Source organism: Nitratireductor luteus (assembly GCF_026162365.1).
Lineage (GTDB): Bacteria > Pseudomonadota > Alphaproteobacteria > Rhizobiales > Rhizobiaceae > Chelativorans > Chelativorans luteus.
In genome coordinates, this window is sequence record NZ_JAOANW010000015.1 from 110,640 (window position 1) to 127,089 (window position 16,450).

At 63.7% G+C, this 16,450-nt stretch carries 19 protein-coding genes; 7 read left to right on the forward strand and 12 right to left on the reverse strand.

The window, feature by feature from the left end:
- The first annotated feature begins 193 nt into the window (after window positions 1–193).
- Both N1058_RS19735 and N1058_RS19740 read left to right on the forward strand, forming a co-directional pair.
- Complete coding sequence (locus tag N1058_RS19735) at window positions 194–844, forward strand: BON domain-containing protein (protein WP_265519304.1); 651 nt, start codon at window positions 194–196, stop codon at window positions 842–844.
- An 85-nt stretch (window positions 845–929) separates the two neighbouring features.
- Entirely contained in the window at window positions 930–1,916 is a 987-nt protein-coding gene (locus N1058_RS19740) for a zinc-dependent alcohol dehydrogenase family protein (RefSeq protein WP_265519343.1), read from the forward strand.
- 83 nt (window positions 1,917–1,999) lie between these two features.
- Here the strand turns inward: N1058_RS19740 and N1058_RS19745 are convergent, their stop codons facing one another.
- The gene (locus tag N1058_RS19745; RefSeq protein WP_265519305.1) at window positions 2,000–2,470 is read right to left on the reverse strand and encodes an NUDIX hydrolase; all 471 of its coding nucleotides are present in this window, start codon (window positions 2,468–2,470) and stop codon (window positions 2,000–2,002) included.
- 116 nt (window positions 2,471–2,586) lie between these two features.
- Between N1058_RS19745 and N1058_RS19750 the strand changes: the two genes are divergently transcribed.
- Window positions 2,587–3,414: a universal stress protein gene (locus N1058_RS19750; RefSeq protein WP_265519306.1), complete on the forward strand. Its 828-nt coding sequence runs from the start codon at window positions 2,587–2,589 to the stop codon at window positions 3,412–3,414.
- Between the two features lie 92 nt (window positions 3,415–3,506).
- Here N1058_RS19750 and N1058_RS19755 read toward each other — a convergent pair whose 3' ends face one another.
- From N1058_RS19755 to N1058_RS19765, 3 genes are read right to left on the reverse strand one after another with little or no spacing between them, the layout of a single operon-like run.
- Window positions 3,507–4,763 (reverse strand): MgtC/SapB family protein, encoded by a 1,257-nt coding sequence (locus tag N1058_RS19755; protein WP_265519307.1) that lies wholly within the window; start codon window positions 4,761–4,763, stop codon window positions 3,507–3,509.
- A gap of 9 nt (window positions 4,764–4,772) precedes the next feature.
- Window positions 4,773–5,219, reverse strand: a complete 447-nt coding sequence (trxC, locus tag N1058_RS19760) for a thioredoxin TrxC (RefSeq protein ID WP_265519308.1) — start codon at window positions 5,217–5,219, stop codon at window positions 4,773–4,775.
- A 21-nt stretch (window positions 5,220–5,240) separates the two neighbouring features.
- Window positions 5,241–5,564 carry a c-type cytochrome gene (locus tag N1058_RS19765; RefSeq protein WP_265519309.1) on the reverse strand — a complete coding sequence of 108 codons (324 nt, stop codon included), beginning with the start codon at window positions 5,562–5,564 and terminating at the stop codon, window positions 5,241–5,243.
- 70 nt (window positions 5,565–5,634) lie between these two features.
- Here N1058_RS19765 and N1058_RS19770 point away from each other — a divergent pair, with 70 nt between their 5' ends.
- Complete coding sequence (locus N1058_RS19770) at window positions 5,635–5,763, forward strand: CBS domain-containing protein (protein ID WP_265519310.1); 129 nt, start codon at window positions 5,635–5,637, stop codon at window positions 5,761–5,763.
- On the forward strand, window positions 5,745–6,053 hold the full coding sequence (locus tag N1058_RS19775; RefSeq protein WP_265519311.1) for a CBS domain-containing protein: 309 nt from the start codon (window positions 5,745–5,747) through the stop codon (window positions 6,051–6,053). Before N1058_RS19770 ends, N1058_RS19775 begins: the two co-directional genes overlap by 19 nt.
- 62 nt (window positions 6,054–6,115) lie before the next feature.
- On the opposite strand, the gene ftsH is transcribed toward N1058_RS19775, so the two are convergent.
- A complete protein-coding gene (gene ftsH / locus N1058_RS19780; protein WP_265519312.1) occupies window positions 6,116–7,951 on the reverse strand; it encodes an ATP-dependent zinc metalloprotease FtsH in 1,836 nt (611 codons plus the stop codon).
- A 647-nt stretch (window positions 7,952–8,598) separates the two neighbouring features.
- Between ftsH and N1058_RS19790 the strand changes: the two genes are divergently transcribed.
- Window positions 8,599–10,692, forward strand: a complete 2,094-nt coding sequence (locus N1058_RS19790; protein WP_265519313.1) for a heavy metal translocating P-type ATPase — start codon at window positions 8,599–8,601, stop codon at window positions 10,690–10,692.
- A gap of 179 nt (window positions 10,693–10,871) precedes the next feature.
- The gene (locus N1058_RS19795; RefSeq protein ID WP_265519314.1) at window positions 10,872–11,108 is read left to right on the forward strand and encodes a nitroreductase family protein; all 237 of its coding nucleotides are present in this window, start codon (window positions 10,872–10,874) and stop codon (window positions 11,106–11,108) included.
- Window positions 11,109–11,222: 114 nt separating this feature from the next.
- Here N1058_RS19795 and ccoS read toward each other — a convergent pair whose 3' ends face one another.
- The 7 genes from ccoS to ccoO are packed head-to-tail and all read right to left on the reverse strand — an operon-like array spanning window position 11,223 to window position 16,450.
- Window positions 11,223–11,387, reverse strand: a complete 165-nt coding sequence (ccoS, locus tag N1058_RS19800; protein WP_265519315.1) for a cbb3-type cytochrome oxidase assembly protein CcoS — start codon at window positions 11,385–11,387, stop codon at window positions 11,223–11,225.
- A complete protein-coding gene (locus N1058_RS19805; RefSeq protein WP_265519316.1) occupies window positions 11,384–13,627 on the reverse strand; it encodes a heavy metal translocating P-type ATPase in 2,244 nt (747 codons plus the stop codon). The genes ccoS and N1058_RS19805 overlap by 4 nt, the downstream gene beginning before the upstream one ends.
- Before the next feature lie 4 nt (window positions 13,628–13,631).
- Window positions 13,632–14,423 (reverse strand): DUF2189 domain-containing protein, encoded by a 792-nt coding sequence (locus N1058_RS19810; RefSeq protein ID WP_265519317.1) that lies wholly within the window; start codon window positions 14,421–14,423, stop codon window positions 13,632–13,634.
- A gap of 23 nt (window positions 14,424–14,446) precedes the next feature.
- Window positions 14,447–14,644 carry a hypothetical protein gene (locus tag N1058_RS19815; protein WP_265519318.1) on the reverse strand — a complete coding sequence of 66 codons (198 nt, stop codon included), beginning with the start codon at window positions 14,642–14,644 and terminating at the stop codon, window positions 14,447–14,449.
- Window positions 14,641–15,537 carry a cytochrome-c oxidase, cbb3-type subunit III gene (gene ccoP / locus N1058_RS19820; protein WP_265519319.1) on the reverse strand — a complete coding sequence of 299 codons (897 nt, stop codon included), beginning with the start codon at window positions 15,535–15,537 and terminating at the stop codon, window positions 14,641–14,643. Before ccoP ends, N1058_RS19815 begins: the two co-directional genes overlap by 4 nt.
- Window positions 15,528–15,698, reverse strand: a complete 171-nt coding sequence (locus tag N1058_RS19825) for a cbb3-type cytochrome c oxidase subunit 3 (protein ID WP_265519344.1) — start codon at window positions 15,696–15,698, stop codon at window positions 15,528–15,530. The genes ccoP and N1058_RS19825 overlap by 10 nt, the downstream gene beginning before the upstream one ends.
- On the reverse strand, window positions 15,698–16,450 hold the full coding sequence (ccoO, locus tag N1058_RS19830) for a cytochrome-c oxidase, cbb3-type subunit II (protein WP_265519320.1): 753 nt from the start codon (window positions 16,448–16,450) through the stop codon (window positions 15,698–15,700). The genes N1058_RS19825 and ccoO overlap by 1 nt, the downstream gene beginning before the upstream one ends.

The window sequence follows — 16,450 nt, forward strand, 5'->3', positions numbered from 1 at the left end:
ATCGAGAGACTGCACATGCAGCTTTCTTCATGGGAGTCATGGGCCGGTCCAAGAGTGATCGCCTTGACGCGCATCAACTATCGAGAGGATGTGCTGATGCGTTGACGCCGATCAACGCCGTGCGATGCCATTGCGCCGATACTCGCCTCGCAAAAGGCGGGAGTGGTTCCCGCTGCAACAGCGAGGTGAAGTTATGAGCGATATCGATCTGAAACGGGACATCAATGACGAACTCGATTTTGAACCGAGCATTGATGCTGCCGACATCGGCGTGGCAGTCGAGAACGGCATTGTAACGCTGACCGGACATGTCCCGACCTACGCACAGAAAGCGACCGTCGAGGAGGTGGTTCGTCGGGTGAAGGGCGTGAAGGGAATTGCTCAGGAAATCGAAGTCCGCCCGTACGGGAGCAACCAGACGGCTGACGACGAAATCGCCAAACGTGCGATCAACATGATCCACTGGAACACGGCCATTCCCGACGGTGCCGTCCAGGTCAAGGTGCAGAAGGGCTGGGTAACGCTGACCGGTAAGGTCGAGTGGCAGTATCAGAAGACCGCCGCCGCGGACGTGATTCGCGGCCTTGGGGGTGTCGTCGGTATACAGAACAACATTGCGGTAAAGGCGCATGCGTCGGTGTCCGACGTCAAAAAGCGCATCGAGGATGCCCTGAAACGCAACGCGGAAGTGGAGGCCAAGGCGATCCACGTCGACGTCCTCGACGGCGGAAAGGTAAGGCTCGAAGGCCGTGTCCATGCATGGTCCGAGCGCAGTGCCGTCGAACGCGCAGCATGGTCCGCGCCGGGCGTCAATCTTGTCGAAGACCGCATTAGCATTGGATGAGTTCCAATCATTGCGTCATCATGTGGAGGGAGGCGGATGCAGCGTTCCGCCTCCCGTCGACAGCCTGGTAGTGAGAGAGGCAGCCATGAAGGCGATGGTGCTGGAGGAGGTGCGGAGACCGCTGGTCTTGAGCAACCTTCCGGATCCCACGCCAGGACGCGGCGAGATCAGGCTCAAGGTGGAGGCCTGCGCGGTCTGCCGGACCGATCTTCACGTGGTCGACGGCGATCTGAAAGACCCGAAGCTTCCGCTTATTCCGGGACACGAGATCGTCGGCATCATCGACAAGGTCGGAGAAGGCGTCGACGAGGCAAGGCTCAGTCGCCGGGCAGGGGTGCCTTGGCTCGGCCATACCTGCGGAGCATGCTCCTACTGCCTTGCGGGCACCGAGAACCTTTGTAATCAGCCGCAGTTCACCGGCTACACGCGCGATGGCGGCTTTGCCACTCATGTGGTGGCCGACGCCGAATTCGCCTTTGATCTCGATGCCCCGGGCGATCCGGTGGCCCTGTCGCCTCTACTCTGCGCCGGGCTCATAGGCTGGCGCTCTCTTAAGATGGCCGGTGACGGAAGGCGGATCGGCATTTACGGCTTCGGTGCTGCCGCTCATATCATTGCTCAGATCTGTGCCTGGCAGGGCCGGGATGTGTTCGCTTTTACCCGGTCAGGCGATACGGAGGCGCAGCGTTTTGCGCTGAGCCTCGGTGCGGCCTGGGCTGGCGGCTCCGACGCCGCGCCGCCTGATCTAATGGATGCTGCGATCATATTTGCTCCCGTCGGAGACCTCGTGCCGGCCGCGCTCCGGGCCGTGCGCAAGGGTGGGCGCGTCGTGTGCGGGGGCATTCACATGAGCGACATCCCCGCGATGCCGTATTCCCTGCTGTGGGAAGAGCGCCAGCTGGTAACTGTGGCCAATCTGACCCGTATCGACGCGACAGAGTTTTTTCCCATCGCCAGAGAGGCAGGAGTGCGCACGCATACAACGGTGTATTCGCTCGAAAGGGCCAATGAAGCGCTTGCAGATCTGCGCGCCGGCCGCCTCAGTGGTGCAGCGGTGCTCGTCCCGGGTTAGCCAACCGACCGCATCGGTTGAGCCGGGATATCGTCAAACAGGGCTGCACCGTAGCCATCGAACGTCTTGGCACCAAAATTCGTCTAACAGTGCTCGTCCCGGCACAGCACATACAGCCGCTCGAGGAAAGGACGCTGGCCGGCAATAATCCTTTCCCGTGCCTTCTCGAAGTCGAACCATTCTGCACGATCGACCTCCGGGAAGACTTGCATTCGGCCGCTGTTCGGCGGCCACTCGAGTTCGAACGCATTGCTGCTCAACGTTTGGGGATCGAAGTCGGCATTCAAGGCGAAGGCTGTGACGTATTTCCCGCCTGCCTGGCGGATCTCCCCGAGTGGCGACAACGCTCCAATGGCCTCCCATCCGGTTTCTTCAGTGAATTCCCGGCGTGCAGCGGATTCGGGGTGCTCGCTATCGGCATACTCTCCCTTTGCGATCGACCACGCTCCCTCATCCCGGTTACGCCAGAACGGGCCGCCGGGATGAACGAGCAAGACCTGTACGTCGCCGAATCTAAGCCTGTAGGGCAAGATGCCGGCGCTCTTTCGCGCCATTCGCCGCTCTCCACCTTTTTAACTTGGGCTCGCCGGCCGCTCCCCTTGATCCGCGTCAACGAAACAATCCGCCGATCGTGTTGCACTTCCTCCGCGATGCTGAAGGAGCAAACAACATGACCTACAAGAGTATCATGGTCCAACTCGATATAGACGCCCCCGCAACGCCGCGCACCAAATTCGCGATGGATCTTGCGAAGCGGTTCAAAGCGGACCTGATCGGCTTTGCGGCGGCGGAGGTGCATGTCTTCGTGCCGAGAGACGAGGGAGGCTTGGTCGCGGCAGAGGTGCTGCGCCAGCGGACACGGGAGATTGAAGAGGGACTGAAGGAGCTCGAGGACGAGTTCCTCAGCATCACGGGCAAAGACGAACACGTCTCCTGGCGTAGCGATGTCGGCAGCCCCACGCATCTGCTCGCGATCCATTCGCGTGCCGCCGACCTTCTTGTAACCGGAGCACCGGCACCAGGGGGCGCCTCGGACGGTCGCCGGACGCTGGATCCGGGAACGTTGATCCTGTCGGTCGGCCGTCCTGTACTTTTCGCCGCCGACACCCTGGCCCCGCTCCTTGCGCAGAAAGTATTGGTCGCTTGGAAGGACACGCGGGAAGCCCGCCGTGCCGTGGTTGACGCCATGCCCCTGCTCGTCAGTGCGCATGAGGTGACGGTGATCACGATTGCCGAAGGTGACCAGAAGGCCGCACGGGAAAGCGCTGCGGATGTCGCTCATTTCCTGACGAAACACGGCGTCAAGGCAAGTTCCGACGTCCTGGGTATCGGCGGCGCCGATCGCGAGGAGGCACTTGTCGAGATCGCACGTGAGATGGGTTCGGACCTGGTCGTAGCCGGCGGCTACGGCCATAGCCGATTGCGCGAATGGGCGTTCGGTGGTGTCACGCGGTCGCTGCTCGCCGATGGATCCCTGCACCGCCTGATTTCCAACTGAACTTCTGTCTCTAGGACCAAACCCGGTGCCGTCTTGAAGAACGCAACCCTTTGCCCCAAGCTTTTCGATGGTGGTGAATGGGGATCTTGAGCCTATGTCGACAGGTGAGATAGCAGAGCGTAGGCGGCGTAGCCGAGACTGAGTGCCAAAAGGGTGAAGCAGGCGAGGGCAAAAGAAAACAGGGGCGGACCTGCCATCATCGCGAGCACCGTGCGCATAAGGGCATTGGTGGCCAAGGCGACAAGCACCGCCAGCCCGGCCGTTTGGGCAGGAACCATTTCCCGGACGAGGCGCAACGCGCTCAGCACTGCGACATCCACATCAAAGGCACCGGAGATGGCCGATGTCGCGAGCAGCCCGCCTGCGCCGGAGACATCGGCCAGGGCGGCACTCGCGGTCGCCACCACCGCAAAGAGCAGGGCAAAAAGGAGCAGCGGCGCAATCTCGAAGGGATTGCGGGTAGGCGAGTTGCCCAATTCCTGGCCGTCACGGAACATGAACAGCGCACCGCAGGCACCGAAGCAGAGAGCCGCTGCGAGCGCGGGAGCGATGATCACCGGTAAGACGCGCGGTTCAACGATGATGACGACCAGCGATACGCGCAGGATGGAAACCATGGCTACGAGTGAGGCTGCGCCGGAAAGCGAGGCCCACCGGCTGCTGTCCTTGGCCATACGTGCCAGGGCGAGAGTCACCGCGGTGGAGGAAACGATGGCGCCGGCGAGCACGCTGACGAGGAGGCCGCGGGCTTCTCCCAACACGCGCACCGCGACATAACCCAAAAAGGATATGGCGGCCACGAGGACGGTGAAGAACCAGATCTCCCAAGGGTTCAGGCCGCCCCAAGGGTCGATCGTCCTGTTCGGCAGGAGCGGGAGCACGATGGCCGTCATCACCGTCAGGACCAGGGCGGAACGCAACTCGATCCAGGTCAGCCTCCGCAGCAGGCCGTGCAGGACCTCCCGGCTGGCGAGGATCGCAGCTAGGGCTGCTCCTCCAGCCGCGGCCACGCGATAATCTCCGGCCACCGCAAGCGCCCCGAGGGCGACGACGCTCAACCCTGCTATCACGCCCGTGACGCTGAAATCCTCGTCATGGGCCGACTCGCGCGCCTTGTACCAGGCGAAGATGGCGGCAAAGCTGACAAAGCCGGCGATCAGCACCGCATTCGAGCCAAGGGCGCCCGCGAGGACGGCGAAGATGCCGCCGAGGAGCCCGGAGATGCCAAAAGTGCGAATGCCGGCGGTACGGCTGCGGTCAGGAGCGTCCCGCTCGCGCCAGCCGCGTTCCAGGCCGACAAGAAGGCCAATGGCGAGTGCCAGGCCGAGCTTTGGGAACAGTGGGTCCATGTTGTTGGGTCAGACAGACGCGGCCGGCAGTCGGGCGCACACCCACTGCACGATCTGGCCGGCCGTCATCGCACCGGATGTGCGTGCGATCTCCCGGCCGCCATGAAACAGGATGACCGTCGGAATTCCCCGGATTTCAAGCTTCGCAGCCGCGGACTGCTCGACATCGGAGTTGAGCTTGACCAGGCGCAGGTGAGGCTCGAGTTCACGGGCGGCGGCCTCGATGGCGGGCGCCATTATCCGGCACGGGCCGCACCATGGTGCCCAGACATCGACGAGCACGGGAACGGTATTGCGGGCGATCTGGCGCTCAAGGACAGCCGTGTCGACATCCTCGGGGTGTCCCGAAAAGAGCCTCGTTCCGCATTTTCCGCACTTGCCGCCGAGGGCGGATCGGGAAGGTGGCAGGCGATTGACCCCGCCGCATTTGGCACACACGACAAGGGACCCGCTCATCGCTCATGTCTCCCGCAAGGATCACTCCTGGATGCTTTCGATATACTCGACGATATCATGGACCTGCTCGCGCGTTGGCTTGAAATCCGGCATCGCCGGATGCCGAAGGAATAACGGACCGGCAAGATCCAGCCTCAGATCCCTGTAGGATGCGAGCCGTAACAGCCTGCGAAAGGGTGGTGCCTGCGGATTTTCGCTTTGGTCGACTTGTGCAATCGTGTGGCATATGGCGCAATTGGCCTCGGCGATCCTGCGCCCGCGGAACGCGCTCTCGGGCTCGGTGGCAAAGCTGTTCGTCGCGCCTGCGACGAGAAGAATAATAGACGGCATGGCTATGGCCAGCATTGTCAGAAGCCCCTGAGCGTTCGGATGAAAGCCTATTGCATTGACGAGCGGCCGGTCTTGATCCGTGTCAATGCTTGAAGAAATCAACCATGCGATGAAGATTCTGCTCGATGAGCGGATTTCCGGCGCGCCGGTCGGCGATGCCAGGGGACTGCTCGTCGGTGTGCTGTCCAAGAAGGATTGCCTGAGGGCGCCCTGAACGCGAACTACCACCAGGAATGGGGCGGCAGCGTCACCGACTACATGACGAGCCCCGTCGAAACATTGGAGGCAGACATCGAACTCATCCAAGCGGCGGAGCACTTCCTGTCGAGCCACTGGCGGTTTCCCGTCACGAGCGACGGGCGCCTTGCCGGTCAGATCAGCCGCGCCGACATTCTGCGGACATTGACGGTGAACTGGCGATATACGCAGGCTTATTCCCGATGGTCGAGACACTATCGTCGATTCTGCAAGAAAGAGCGTTCGGGTGACGGGCGCTGGCGGTGAAGAATCCCGCCATCGGCGTAGCCGCGAAGGGTGGCAAGGAAACCGCCGCAACCGCACTACTTTTATGCCGCGACATCCGGCGTGTGGAGCGGATCGCCAATCAAGGAACGGAGCTCGGTTTCGTCAAGCGTCTCCGTTTCGAGCAACCGGCGAGCCGCTCGCTCAAGCAATTCGCGGCGCTCGGTGATAAGCGCTACCGCCCTGCCAAAAGCCTTCTCGATAATGTTGCGCACCTCTCCGTCGATCAAGTCGGCTGTGGCCTCACCATAGTCGCGCTCCTGCGGGAAACCGGGGAGCGGTGTGGAACTCAGAAAGGAGTGTTGGTCCTTTTCCAATGCTACATGACCAATTTTCTCCGACATGCCGTAGTGCGTCACCATCGCCCGCGCGATGTCGGTTACCCGGGCGAGGTCGTCAGCCGCGCCGGTTGACAGATGCTTGAATACGATCCACTCGGCCGCCCGGCCGCCGAGCAGTACAGCCATCTTGTTCTCCAGTTCCTCCCGGGTCATCAGAAAGCGGTCTTCCGTCGGCCGCTGGATGGTGTAGCCGAGGGCTCCCACACCACGCGGAATAATCGAAACCTTGTGAACGGGGTCTACGCCCGGCAGCGTCAGCGCGACCAGCGTGTGACCCATTTCGTGATAGGCGACAATCTCGCGCTCCTTCGGATTGAGCAGTCGATTGCGCTTTTCCAGCCCGGCCACGATACGCTCGATCGCATTGTTGAAGTCCTCCATCGTCACGGAGTCGGCCTTTCGCCGAGTCGCCAGCAGCGTCGCCTCATTGACGAGGTTGGCAAGGTCTGCGCCGGTGAAGCCCGGTGTAAGGGCAGCCACCTTCTCCGGATCTACGTTCGCGCCAACCTTGGCTTTCCTCATATGGACCTGCAGGATCTGGATGCGACCCCGCTTGTCCGGTCGGTCGATCAACACTTGCCGGTCGAACCGGCCGGCGCGCAGGAGCGCGGGGTCGAGGATTTCGGGTCGGTTGGTGGCGGCCAGAAGCACGACACCGGTCGACGCATCAAAGCCGTCCAGTTCGACAAGAAGCTGGTTCAGTGTCTGTTCCTTCTCGTCATGGCCGCCCATCATTGGTCCCGCACCGCGAGCCCGGCCGAGCGCGTCGAGCTCGTCGATGAAGATAATGGCGGGGGCTTTCGCGCGCGCCTGCTCGAACAGGTCGCGCACGCGGGCGGCTCCCACGCCGACGAACATCTCGACGAACTCGGAACCGGAGATCGAGAAGAATGGCACCTTTGCTTCGCCGGCCACGGCCCTGGCGATCAGCGTTTTGCCGGTACCGGGCGGTCCGAGCAACAGCACGCCCTTGGGCATACGCCCGCCCAGCCTGCCATATTCTTCCGGATTACGCAGGAACTCGATGATCTCCTGCAATTCCTCCTTCGCCTCGTCCACACCTGCCACATCTTCGAAGGTGACCTTGGTATCGGTCTCGACATAAACCTTCGCCCTGCTTTTGCCGAGCTGCAGCAGACCACTGCCCGTACCACCGCCCATGCGCCGGATCACGAACACCCAGACGCCGACAAACAGCACCATCGGAATCACCCACGACAGGAGATCACGCAGGAATGTGCTCTCGATTTGCCCGGTGACGACGACATCGTGCTGCCGCAGCTGTTCGGCGAAGTCGGGCTCGACGCGCGTGGTGATGAACTTTGACTGACCGGCTGCAAGAGGTTGTTTGAATGTTCCCTGAACAAAGCGGTCCGACACTTGGAGTTCGGCGATCCGGCCGGCCTGCAAATGGCTCTCGAATTCGCTGTAAGGTATCTGTGCAACCTGCTGCGTGGTAGCGAATAGGTACTGGATCAACATCAGTCCAATAAAGGCCGCGAGCCAGTACCAGATGTTGAACTGTATCTTATTGTTCATCTTTTCGAACTCTTCACCAAACGGGTTAGAAGTCCCGGCAATCGCGACCGGAAATCTTCACCTAGGCCCAGCCGTCTCTTTCAATCCTGTCTATACGCTGAGGTCAGACGGTGAATTGCGCCATATCAATTTCATGAGGCTCCCCGCATCATCTCAAGCTTGCTTGAGGAGTTGATCGGTTCAGAGCACCACCGACACACTTGCTGGGAATGTGTTGAGACCTGCGGAGACTGCGCCGAACGATTGCGTGCGCATTAGCGACATGGATGAATGTGTGGCAGCGTGCCGGCTCTACGCAGAATCGCAGCCAAGTGGCTGCCTGAGGATCTGGTGGGCCGGGGATTCATGGATTTGCGCGTTTCTACCGGTCGGAGGTCCGCTTGCGCGAGATCAATTCCCGTCGCCCAGAGTCGGGTAGAGTAGCTTTGTCGATTGGCAGGGAAGAAAACTCTCGACCTTCCAATTGCAGGAAGCTTCAGTTCCCAGAATATGAGGAAAGGCAAGGCTTGCTTCTGGCTATTTTCTGCTGATCAACGTCGCGGATTCGCGGGCTCGGATAGCTGTCGACTTGCAGACCGGGCGTGTAATTGCCGACGGGTGAAGATAGCTACCAGACTAGCCTTGGTAGCCGAGGCAAGGGGAGACGAATGCAGGATGCCGATCACCACGCCGCAAGGCAGAACGCTCACCACGGACAGCACGCCGAGGCGCCCCTAACTGGCGACCGAAATCCTGACAGGGGCTCCGGCTCGGATCATGGGGTGCATGCCGGGCATGCCGATCATTCGGCCATGGTGGAAGACTTTCGCCGCAGATTCTGGGTGGCGCTGGCGCTGACGCCGCCGATCCTCATCCTATCGCCGATGATCCAGCACTGGCTGGGGTTGAGCGATATTCTGGCCTTCCCCGGTAGCGAGTTGCTGCTCTTCCTCCTGTCCAGCATCGTCTATTTCTACGGCGGTTGGCCCTTCATCAGCGGGTTTTCCTCGGAGCTGAAGGCCGGCAAGCCCGGCATGATGACGCTGATCGCGCTGGCGATCTCGGTCGCCTACTTCTATTCGGCGGCCGTGACGTTCGGGCTGCCCGGCATGTCCTTCTATTGGGAGCTTGCCACCCTTATCGCCATCATGCTGCTCGGTCACTGGCTGGAAATGCGCTCCGTTATGGGCGCCTCGCGGGCGTTGGAGGAACTGGTCAGGCTTCTCCCTGACACGGCGCTGCGGCTCGATGCCGAGGGCAACAGTCATGAGGTGGCGATCTCCGCACTTGCGCCCGGAGACCGTGTACTCGTCCGACCAGGCGCGAAAGTCCCGGTCGACGGCCGCGTCGCCGAGGGCGAAACCTCTTTCAACGAGTCGATGCTAACGGGCGAGTCGCGCCCGGTTTCCAAGAAGCCGGGAGACAGCGCGATCGGCGGTGCGATCAACGGCGCGGGCGCCGTGACGATCGAGGTGACGGCGACGGGAAGCAGCACATATCTCGCGCAGGTCATCGACATGGTGAAGCAGGCGCAGGCCAGCCGCTCACGCACGCAAGACATCGCCAATCGCGCCGCGGGCTGGCTCACCTATGTCGCGCTGATCGTCGGCTTCGGCTCATTGGCCTTCTGGATGATGGCCGGCGAGACCTGGGAATTCGCGATTGAGCGCATGGTCACCGTGATGGTGATCGCCTGTCCGCACGCGCTCGGCCTGGCGGTCCCACTCGTCGTCGCCGTCAGCACCTCGCTCAGCGCCGGAAATGGGCTTCTCATCCGCGACCGCGCTGCCTTCGAGCGTGCGCGCAATCTCAACGCCGCCGTCTTCGACAAAACGGGAACGCTGACCGAGGGCAGGTTCGGCGTCAGCGATATCGTCATGCTGTCGGGCGAAGACGAGACGGATGCGCTGCGGCTCGCCGCTTCAGCGGAAAGCCAGTCGGAGCACCCGATCGCCCAGGGTATCGTGGCGGCCGCAAAAGAGCGGTGCCTCGCCTTTCCGAAGCCCGACAGCGTCCGCAACATTACCGGCGAAGGCATCGTTGCCGCGGTCCAGGGTGAGGAGTTCAGCATCGTCAGCCCAGGCCGTCTCGCACGGCAGGGTAAACTGATCGCCCACCCGCGCCTGAAGCAGCTCGAGGAGCAAGGAAAGACTGTGGTCGTTCTGGTCAGGGCCGGCGAACCGCAGGCTCTGTTTGCGCTGGCCGACATCGTGCGGCCGGAATCGCGGGAGGCGGTGGCGCAGCTCAAGCAACTGGGCATCAGCCCGATCATGCTGACGGGCGACGCCGAGGGCGTAGCACGCTCGGTCTCCGCAGAGCTCGGCATCGACGAGTACTTCGCCGAGGTGCTGCCGGATCAGAAGGCCGCCAAGATCAGCGCACTCCAGGACAGAGGCCTGCGGGTGGCGATGGTGGGCGACGGCGTCAACGATGCGCCGGCCCTTGTACAGGCCGATCTCGGCGTGGCCATCGGCGCAGGCACGGACGTCGCCGTGGAGTCGGCCGACGTCGTTCTTGTCCGCAGCGATCCGCGCGACGTGGCCGCCATCCTCAGCCTGTCGCGGGCGACCTACCGCAAGATGGTGCAGAACCTGATCTGGGCGACCGGCTACAACGCGATCGCCATTCCCATGGCGGCGGGCATCACTTTCGGGACGGGCTTCTTGATGACGCCCGCCATCGGCGCCGTCTTCATGTCGGCCAGCACCATCATCGTCGCCATCAACGCCCAATTGTTACGGCTTTACGGACGAGGAAAGTAGGCGGCTTTATTTTCGGCCCCATGGCTTGATCCACATCATGGATGGGTCGCCATGGGCGTGGCAGCATTAATGAAGCCCACTGCGCGAGGGAAGGGAAGACATACGCCTTCTGCACGCCAATAGAAGCAAAAAAACGCCCTCTGCGGCTCCAATTCGTCTCCGCAGCGATGCATCGGCTGATGATCGCTTTCCTCTTGGCGGCGTCGATGATCCTTATCGATAGCTTCCACGCCCATGCCGGAAACTCTTCTGCAGGCCTGCACACTGCCGAAACCCATGACATCTTCCTCGGCACAGGCATCGCTCTAACCGTCGGCTTCGGCGATACCGGCGCGGTCGGCACCAGATTCGCCGAAATCCTCGCGCGAAGCGGGTCTCTTCGGTGGCCGCAACCCGCAAAAGGCACACGAGGTTGACGCTCCCCTGGATCCCACAGTCGTCAAGACGATCGAAGGACTTGCCCGCAAGGTGGCGTGCCGCGGCGTGAAGGTCTATCCAACCAGCACCGCGCACCGGATGCGCCCGCCCCGCTAGGCATTTTGTTCGCGGATGGGACGGTCCTCGTCGACGAGGATGCGCGCAGCCGCGCCGTCGAGGTCTTCATACTGCCCGTCGCGCAACGACCAGAGGAAGGCGACGAGGGCGGCTATGCCCATGAGGATGGCGAGCGGGACGAGCCAGACGAGATAACTCATGAGGCAACCTCCTCCAGTTTCGGTGCACGCTGTTCACTCGGCCTCAGCGTCGGCTCTCCCCCGCGTAGCCTGAGGGCGTTGGCGACGACGAGGATCGAGGAGGAAGACATGGCGATGGCGGCGATCAGCGGGGTGAGGTGGCCGGCCAGCGCCAGCGGCAGGACGGCCATGTTATAGACCACCGCAAGCGCCAGGTTCTGGCGGACCAGCACCGCCGCGCGCCGGGCCGTCGCCAGTGCCGTCGGCACGGCGCTCAGTGCCCCGGTGAAGAAGACCATGTCGGCGGCGTTGCGCCCCACCTCCGCGGCGCTGCCCGGAGCCATGGAGACATGCGCGGCGGCAAGTGCCGGCGCATCGTTCAAACCGTCGCCGACCATCAGCACGGTGCGGCCCTGCCTGCGCAGTTCTTCCAGCCGTGCCACCTTGTCCGCCGGCAGCATCGCGGCCCGGTAGGTTTCGATGCGGAGATGGTGCGCGGCGGCCGCGACTGCCTGCGCGCCGTCGCCCGACACGATCTCCACGGCGATGCCGTGCTCCAGGAGGGCGTGGACGGCGCCTTTCGCGTCGGCGCGCGGCGTTTCGGTGAAGGAGAACGTCCCGAGGGGAGCACCGTCGCGCGACAGGGCACTCATGCTCCGTTCGCTTGCAGAGGTGGTCTCCGCGCACGCCCAGGAGGGACGGCCGAGGCGGTAGAGTGCGCCGCCGATCCGTCCCTCGATCCCGAGGCCCGGCTGCTCGGCGAAGTCTTCCACCATGAGGTCTTCGCCGGCCTGATCGAGCCGCGCGACGGCGCGCGCGGCGGGGTGGCGGGAGCGGGCCGCAAGGGCCGCTGCGGTTGCCAGGTCGCGCTTAGGCACGGTGGAGGCGGCGACGCGCAGGTCGCCGAGCGTCAGTGTTCCGGTCTTGTCGAAAACGGCCGTGTCGATTTCGGCCAGCCGCTCCAGCGCGCTGCCGTCCTTGAGCGCGATGCCGCGCTCGAAGAGCCGACGCGCGGCCATTACCTGCACCATCGGCACGGCGAGCCCCAGGGCACAGGGGCAGGTGATGATCAGAACCGAGACGGCCACGGTGAGCGCGCGGTGCCAGTCGCCCGTGGCCGCCATCCAGCCGATGAAGGCGGCAAGCGCCAGCGTGTGGATGACCGGCGAGTAGAGGCTCGCCGCGCGGTCGGCGATCCGCCGGTAGCGCGAGTGGCCGGCCTCGGCCGCTTCCATCATGCGCATCATCTCGGCAAGGAACGAATCCTCTGCTTTCCGCTCGGCGCGGAGGGTCAGTGAGGCGTTCAAGTTCAGCATGCCGGCGCTGACGGTATCGCCCGCGCCGACGGCCACGGGCGCGGCCTCGCCGGTGACGAGCTGGGCGTCCAGCTCGCCGCTGCCATGCATGACGGTTCCGTCGAGCGGGATGCGCTCGCCCGGGGCGACGAGCAGCGTCTCGCCCGGCACGATCGCCCGGACCTCCTTGTAGTCGCGTACGCCGTCGGCCGACACGGTCACCGCCCCGCGCGGCATGATGCGCGCCAGCCCGACGATGGCGGTTCTGGCCCTGCGGCGCATCATGTGGTCGAGCGTGCGGCCGATGAGGAGGAAGAAGGTGAGCGAGACCACGGCATCAAAATAGGCATGCGGCTCGTTCCGAAATGTATCGTGCAGGCTGAGTGCCAGCGTGAGCAGGATGCCGACGGAGATCGGCACGTCCATGTTGGTGCGCCGCGCCTTGAGCGCAGACCACGCGGAGGCGAAGAAGATGCGGCCGGAATAGGCGATGGCCGGCAGCGCCAGCAGCGCCGAGACCATGTGGAAAGCCTGGCGCGTCTCCGCATCCGCGCCCGACCAGACGGAGACCGAAAGCAGCATGATGTTCATCGCTGCGAAACCCGCCACCGCCGTGGCGCGCAGGAGGCGGCCGAATTCGGGATCGTCCTCCGATTGGTCGTGCGTATAAAGGGCGGCGTCGTAGCCCGCCCGCGCCAACGCATCGAAGAAAGGCGGCACCGGGCCGTCCTTGCGCCATTGCACCGCAACCCGGCGGGTGGAGAGGTTGAGCCTTGCGGCCTCCACGCCGGGCAGCGCCAGGAGCGCCTTCTCAATCGCACGGATACAGGCGCCGCAATGGGCCGCCGGCACGGTGAGATCCGTCTGCATCAGCGTTTCGGACAGCGTGCGGCTTGCAAGGCGCACCTCCTCTTCGGCGGGCCGGCCCGCCGGCGCAACGTCGGCTCCAGGGGCGCAGCAGCCCACGGTCTCAGCTCCGGGCGATGGTGGTGTAGGCATGCCAGGTGGCATGGCCCAGAAGCGGGAAGATGATCACGAGGCCGAGAAGCCCGGTGGCGATGGCGACGAGGAAGAAGGCCAGCACGATGCCGCCCCACATGAGCATGACGGGCAGGTTGTTCCACACCAGCGCCATGCTGGTGCCCATGGCCGTCAGCGCGTCGGTGGAGCGATCAACCATCATGGGAATGGCGAAGACGCTGATGGCGAAGGAAAAGGCGGCAAAGAGCCCACCGACAACGGTGCCGGTGAGAAGCATCGCCCAGCCAATGGGCGTCAAAATGAGCATCGGCATGATCTGGTCGAGGCCGGGGAAGGGCCGCAGGCCGAAAAAGAGCGCATAGATGAGGACGGCCGCGCGCATCCAGAACACCATGAGCAAGGCCAGGATCAGCCCGACGAAGAAGATCTGCCCACCGGAGCGCACTGGAATGAAGAGCACGTGCCCGAGGCCGAGCGGCTCGTCCGCCGCCAGCCTGCGGCTTTTCTCATAGGTGCCGATGGCGATCAGCGGGCCGACGATCATGAAACCGGAGAGCGCGGGAAACAGGATGTGGTCCCAGCCGGCGGCGAACATCACCGCCACGGTGAGCGCCGACAGGGTGAGCACGCCGAAACCGTAGACGAGACTCAGGCCCGGCCGCGTGATGAAATCGCGCCAGCCGGCGCCCAGCCAGCGAAACGCTTCGGAGGGCGGCAGGTCGCGGCTGCGGATGGCCGGTGCTGCGGCCTCGACGTTGCTTGCGTGGATGTCGTTCGCCATGGTTCTTGCTCTCTTTCCCACCTTCAGCAGGCGGACTTCGCCGCGCGGAACTCACCGGGCCGCGTCTCGTCCGGCATCCTGATATGGTCGACGCAATCCGGCCGAGCCTCGAACGCCACATAAAGCAGGTGCGCGTTGGCGCCGACGACGAGGAGGAGGGCGGCGACCGCCCCGCCCAGCACCCAGAACCGCGTCCCCAGGCGGTGCACAACCGCCCTCATTGCGCCGCCTCCATTTTCCTGCCGGCGATCTCCGTCACGTAAATCGCAAGGATCTTGCGGTCGATCTCGGCAAGCCGCTCTTCCCAGTGCGGCATCTGGCCCTGCCGGCCCTGCCAGATGGTGCGGCTCAGCGATGCGCGGTCGCTGCTGATCACCCAGGAATTGTCCATGAGATCGGGTGCGCCCATGGCCGGATCGCCGCGCCCCTCCGCGCCATGGCAGGCGGCGCAGTTCTCGGCGAAGAGCTGGGCGCCTTCCTCCACGCCCTTCATGTCCAGCGGTCCCAGATCGTCGATGCCTTCGGCGTTGTTGCGGATGAAGGAGACGATGGAGGAGATGGCCGGCCGGTCCAGGATGCCGTCGCGGCCGAAGGCCGGCATCTGCGCGAAACGCGTCTCGGGATGGGTCGAATTGATGCCGATCCGCAGGGTCTCGGCCACGATCTCCGGATTACCACCCCATAGCCAGCTATCGTCCGCGAGGCTCGGGAAGCCGGGACTGCCCTTCGCATCGGTGCCGTGACAGACGGCGCAATTGTCGCCGAACAAAGTGCTGCCGGATTCGCGCACGATCCGCATCAACTCTGGACGCTTGGTGATCTCGGCGAAGTCGAGCCGGACAATCTCGTCCGTCCATGCCGCGCGCTGGGCGGCGGCTTCCTCAACAGCCTTCTCCACTGTCTGGCGCTGGTCGATGCCGAGCAGGCCCTTCGTATAGGTGACGCCCAAGGGCCAGGCCGGCATGAGCACCCAGTAGACGATGGAAAAAAGGATGGTGGCGAGGAGGAAGAAGAAGACGGCACGCGGAACGCGGTTGTCTAGCTCCTTGATGCCGTTCCACTCGTGTCCGGTCGTGTGCTTGCCGGTAACGGGATCGCGTTCGCCTACCGCCATGGCCGATCCTCCTTGTCGAGCACGATCAGCTTGGCGCGGGCGAAGCGCTTCCGGTTGCCGGGCCAGAAGGTGTAGACGAGCACGCCGATGGACAGCGCGATGAGATAGAAGAGCCCCCAGCTCTTGGCGAGCGCGACGAGGGTTTCGTGGTCGATGTCCATCATTCCGTCTCCTCGGCCCGTACGACTTGTTCGCCGGTCCGCTTCTCGTGGGCGGCGTCGGTCAACTGCCCGACGATCTGCAGATAGGCGACCAGCGCGTCCATCTCGGTGAGCCGCCCCGGATCGCCGTCGAAGGCGCGGATATTGGTGTCCGCGCCGTAGCGCTCGGCCATACCCTCGGCCATGTCGCTGTCGGGATAGGCCTGGGCGAAGGCGTCGTGCGCGGCGTTCTCAATCATCGCGTCCGTATAGGGCACCCCCACCCGGTGCATGGCCGTAAGATGGCCCGGCAGGTCGTCGGTCTTGAGAGTGTTGCGTTGAAGCCAGGCGTAGGCCGGCATCTTGGATTCGGGCACCACGGCGCGTGGGTCGACGAGGTGTGCAACGTGCCATTCGTCGGAATATTTGCCGCCGACGCGGGCGAGGTCGGGGCCGGTGCGCTTCGATCCCCACAACATCGGATGGTCGTACTGGGATTCCACGGCCAGCGAATAGGGGCCGTAGCGTTCCACCTCATCGCGCAGCGTGCGGATCATCTGGCTGTGGCAGGCATAGCAGCCCTCGCGGATGTAGATGTTGCGGCCGGCAAGCTCCAGCGGCGTGTAGACGCGCATGTCCTCGACCTCCTCGACGGTCTCGTCGATGGTGAAGAGCGGCGCGATCTCGACCAGCCCGCCGATGCTCGCGACAACAACAATGGCCAGCACGAAGCCGATGGCCGAGCGTTCCAGTTTCCTGTGTGCTTCAGGCAT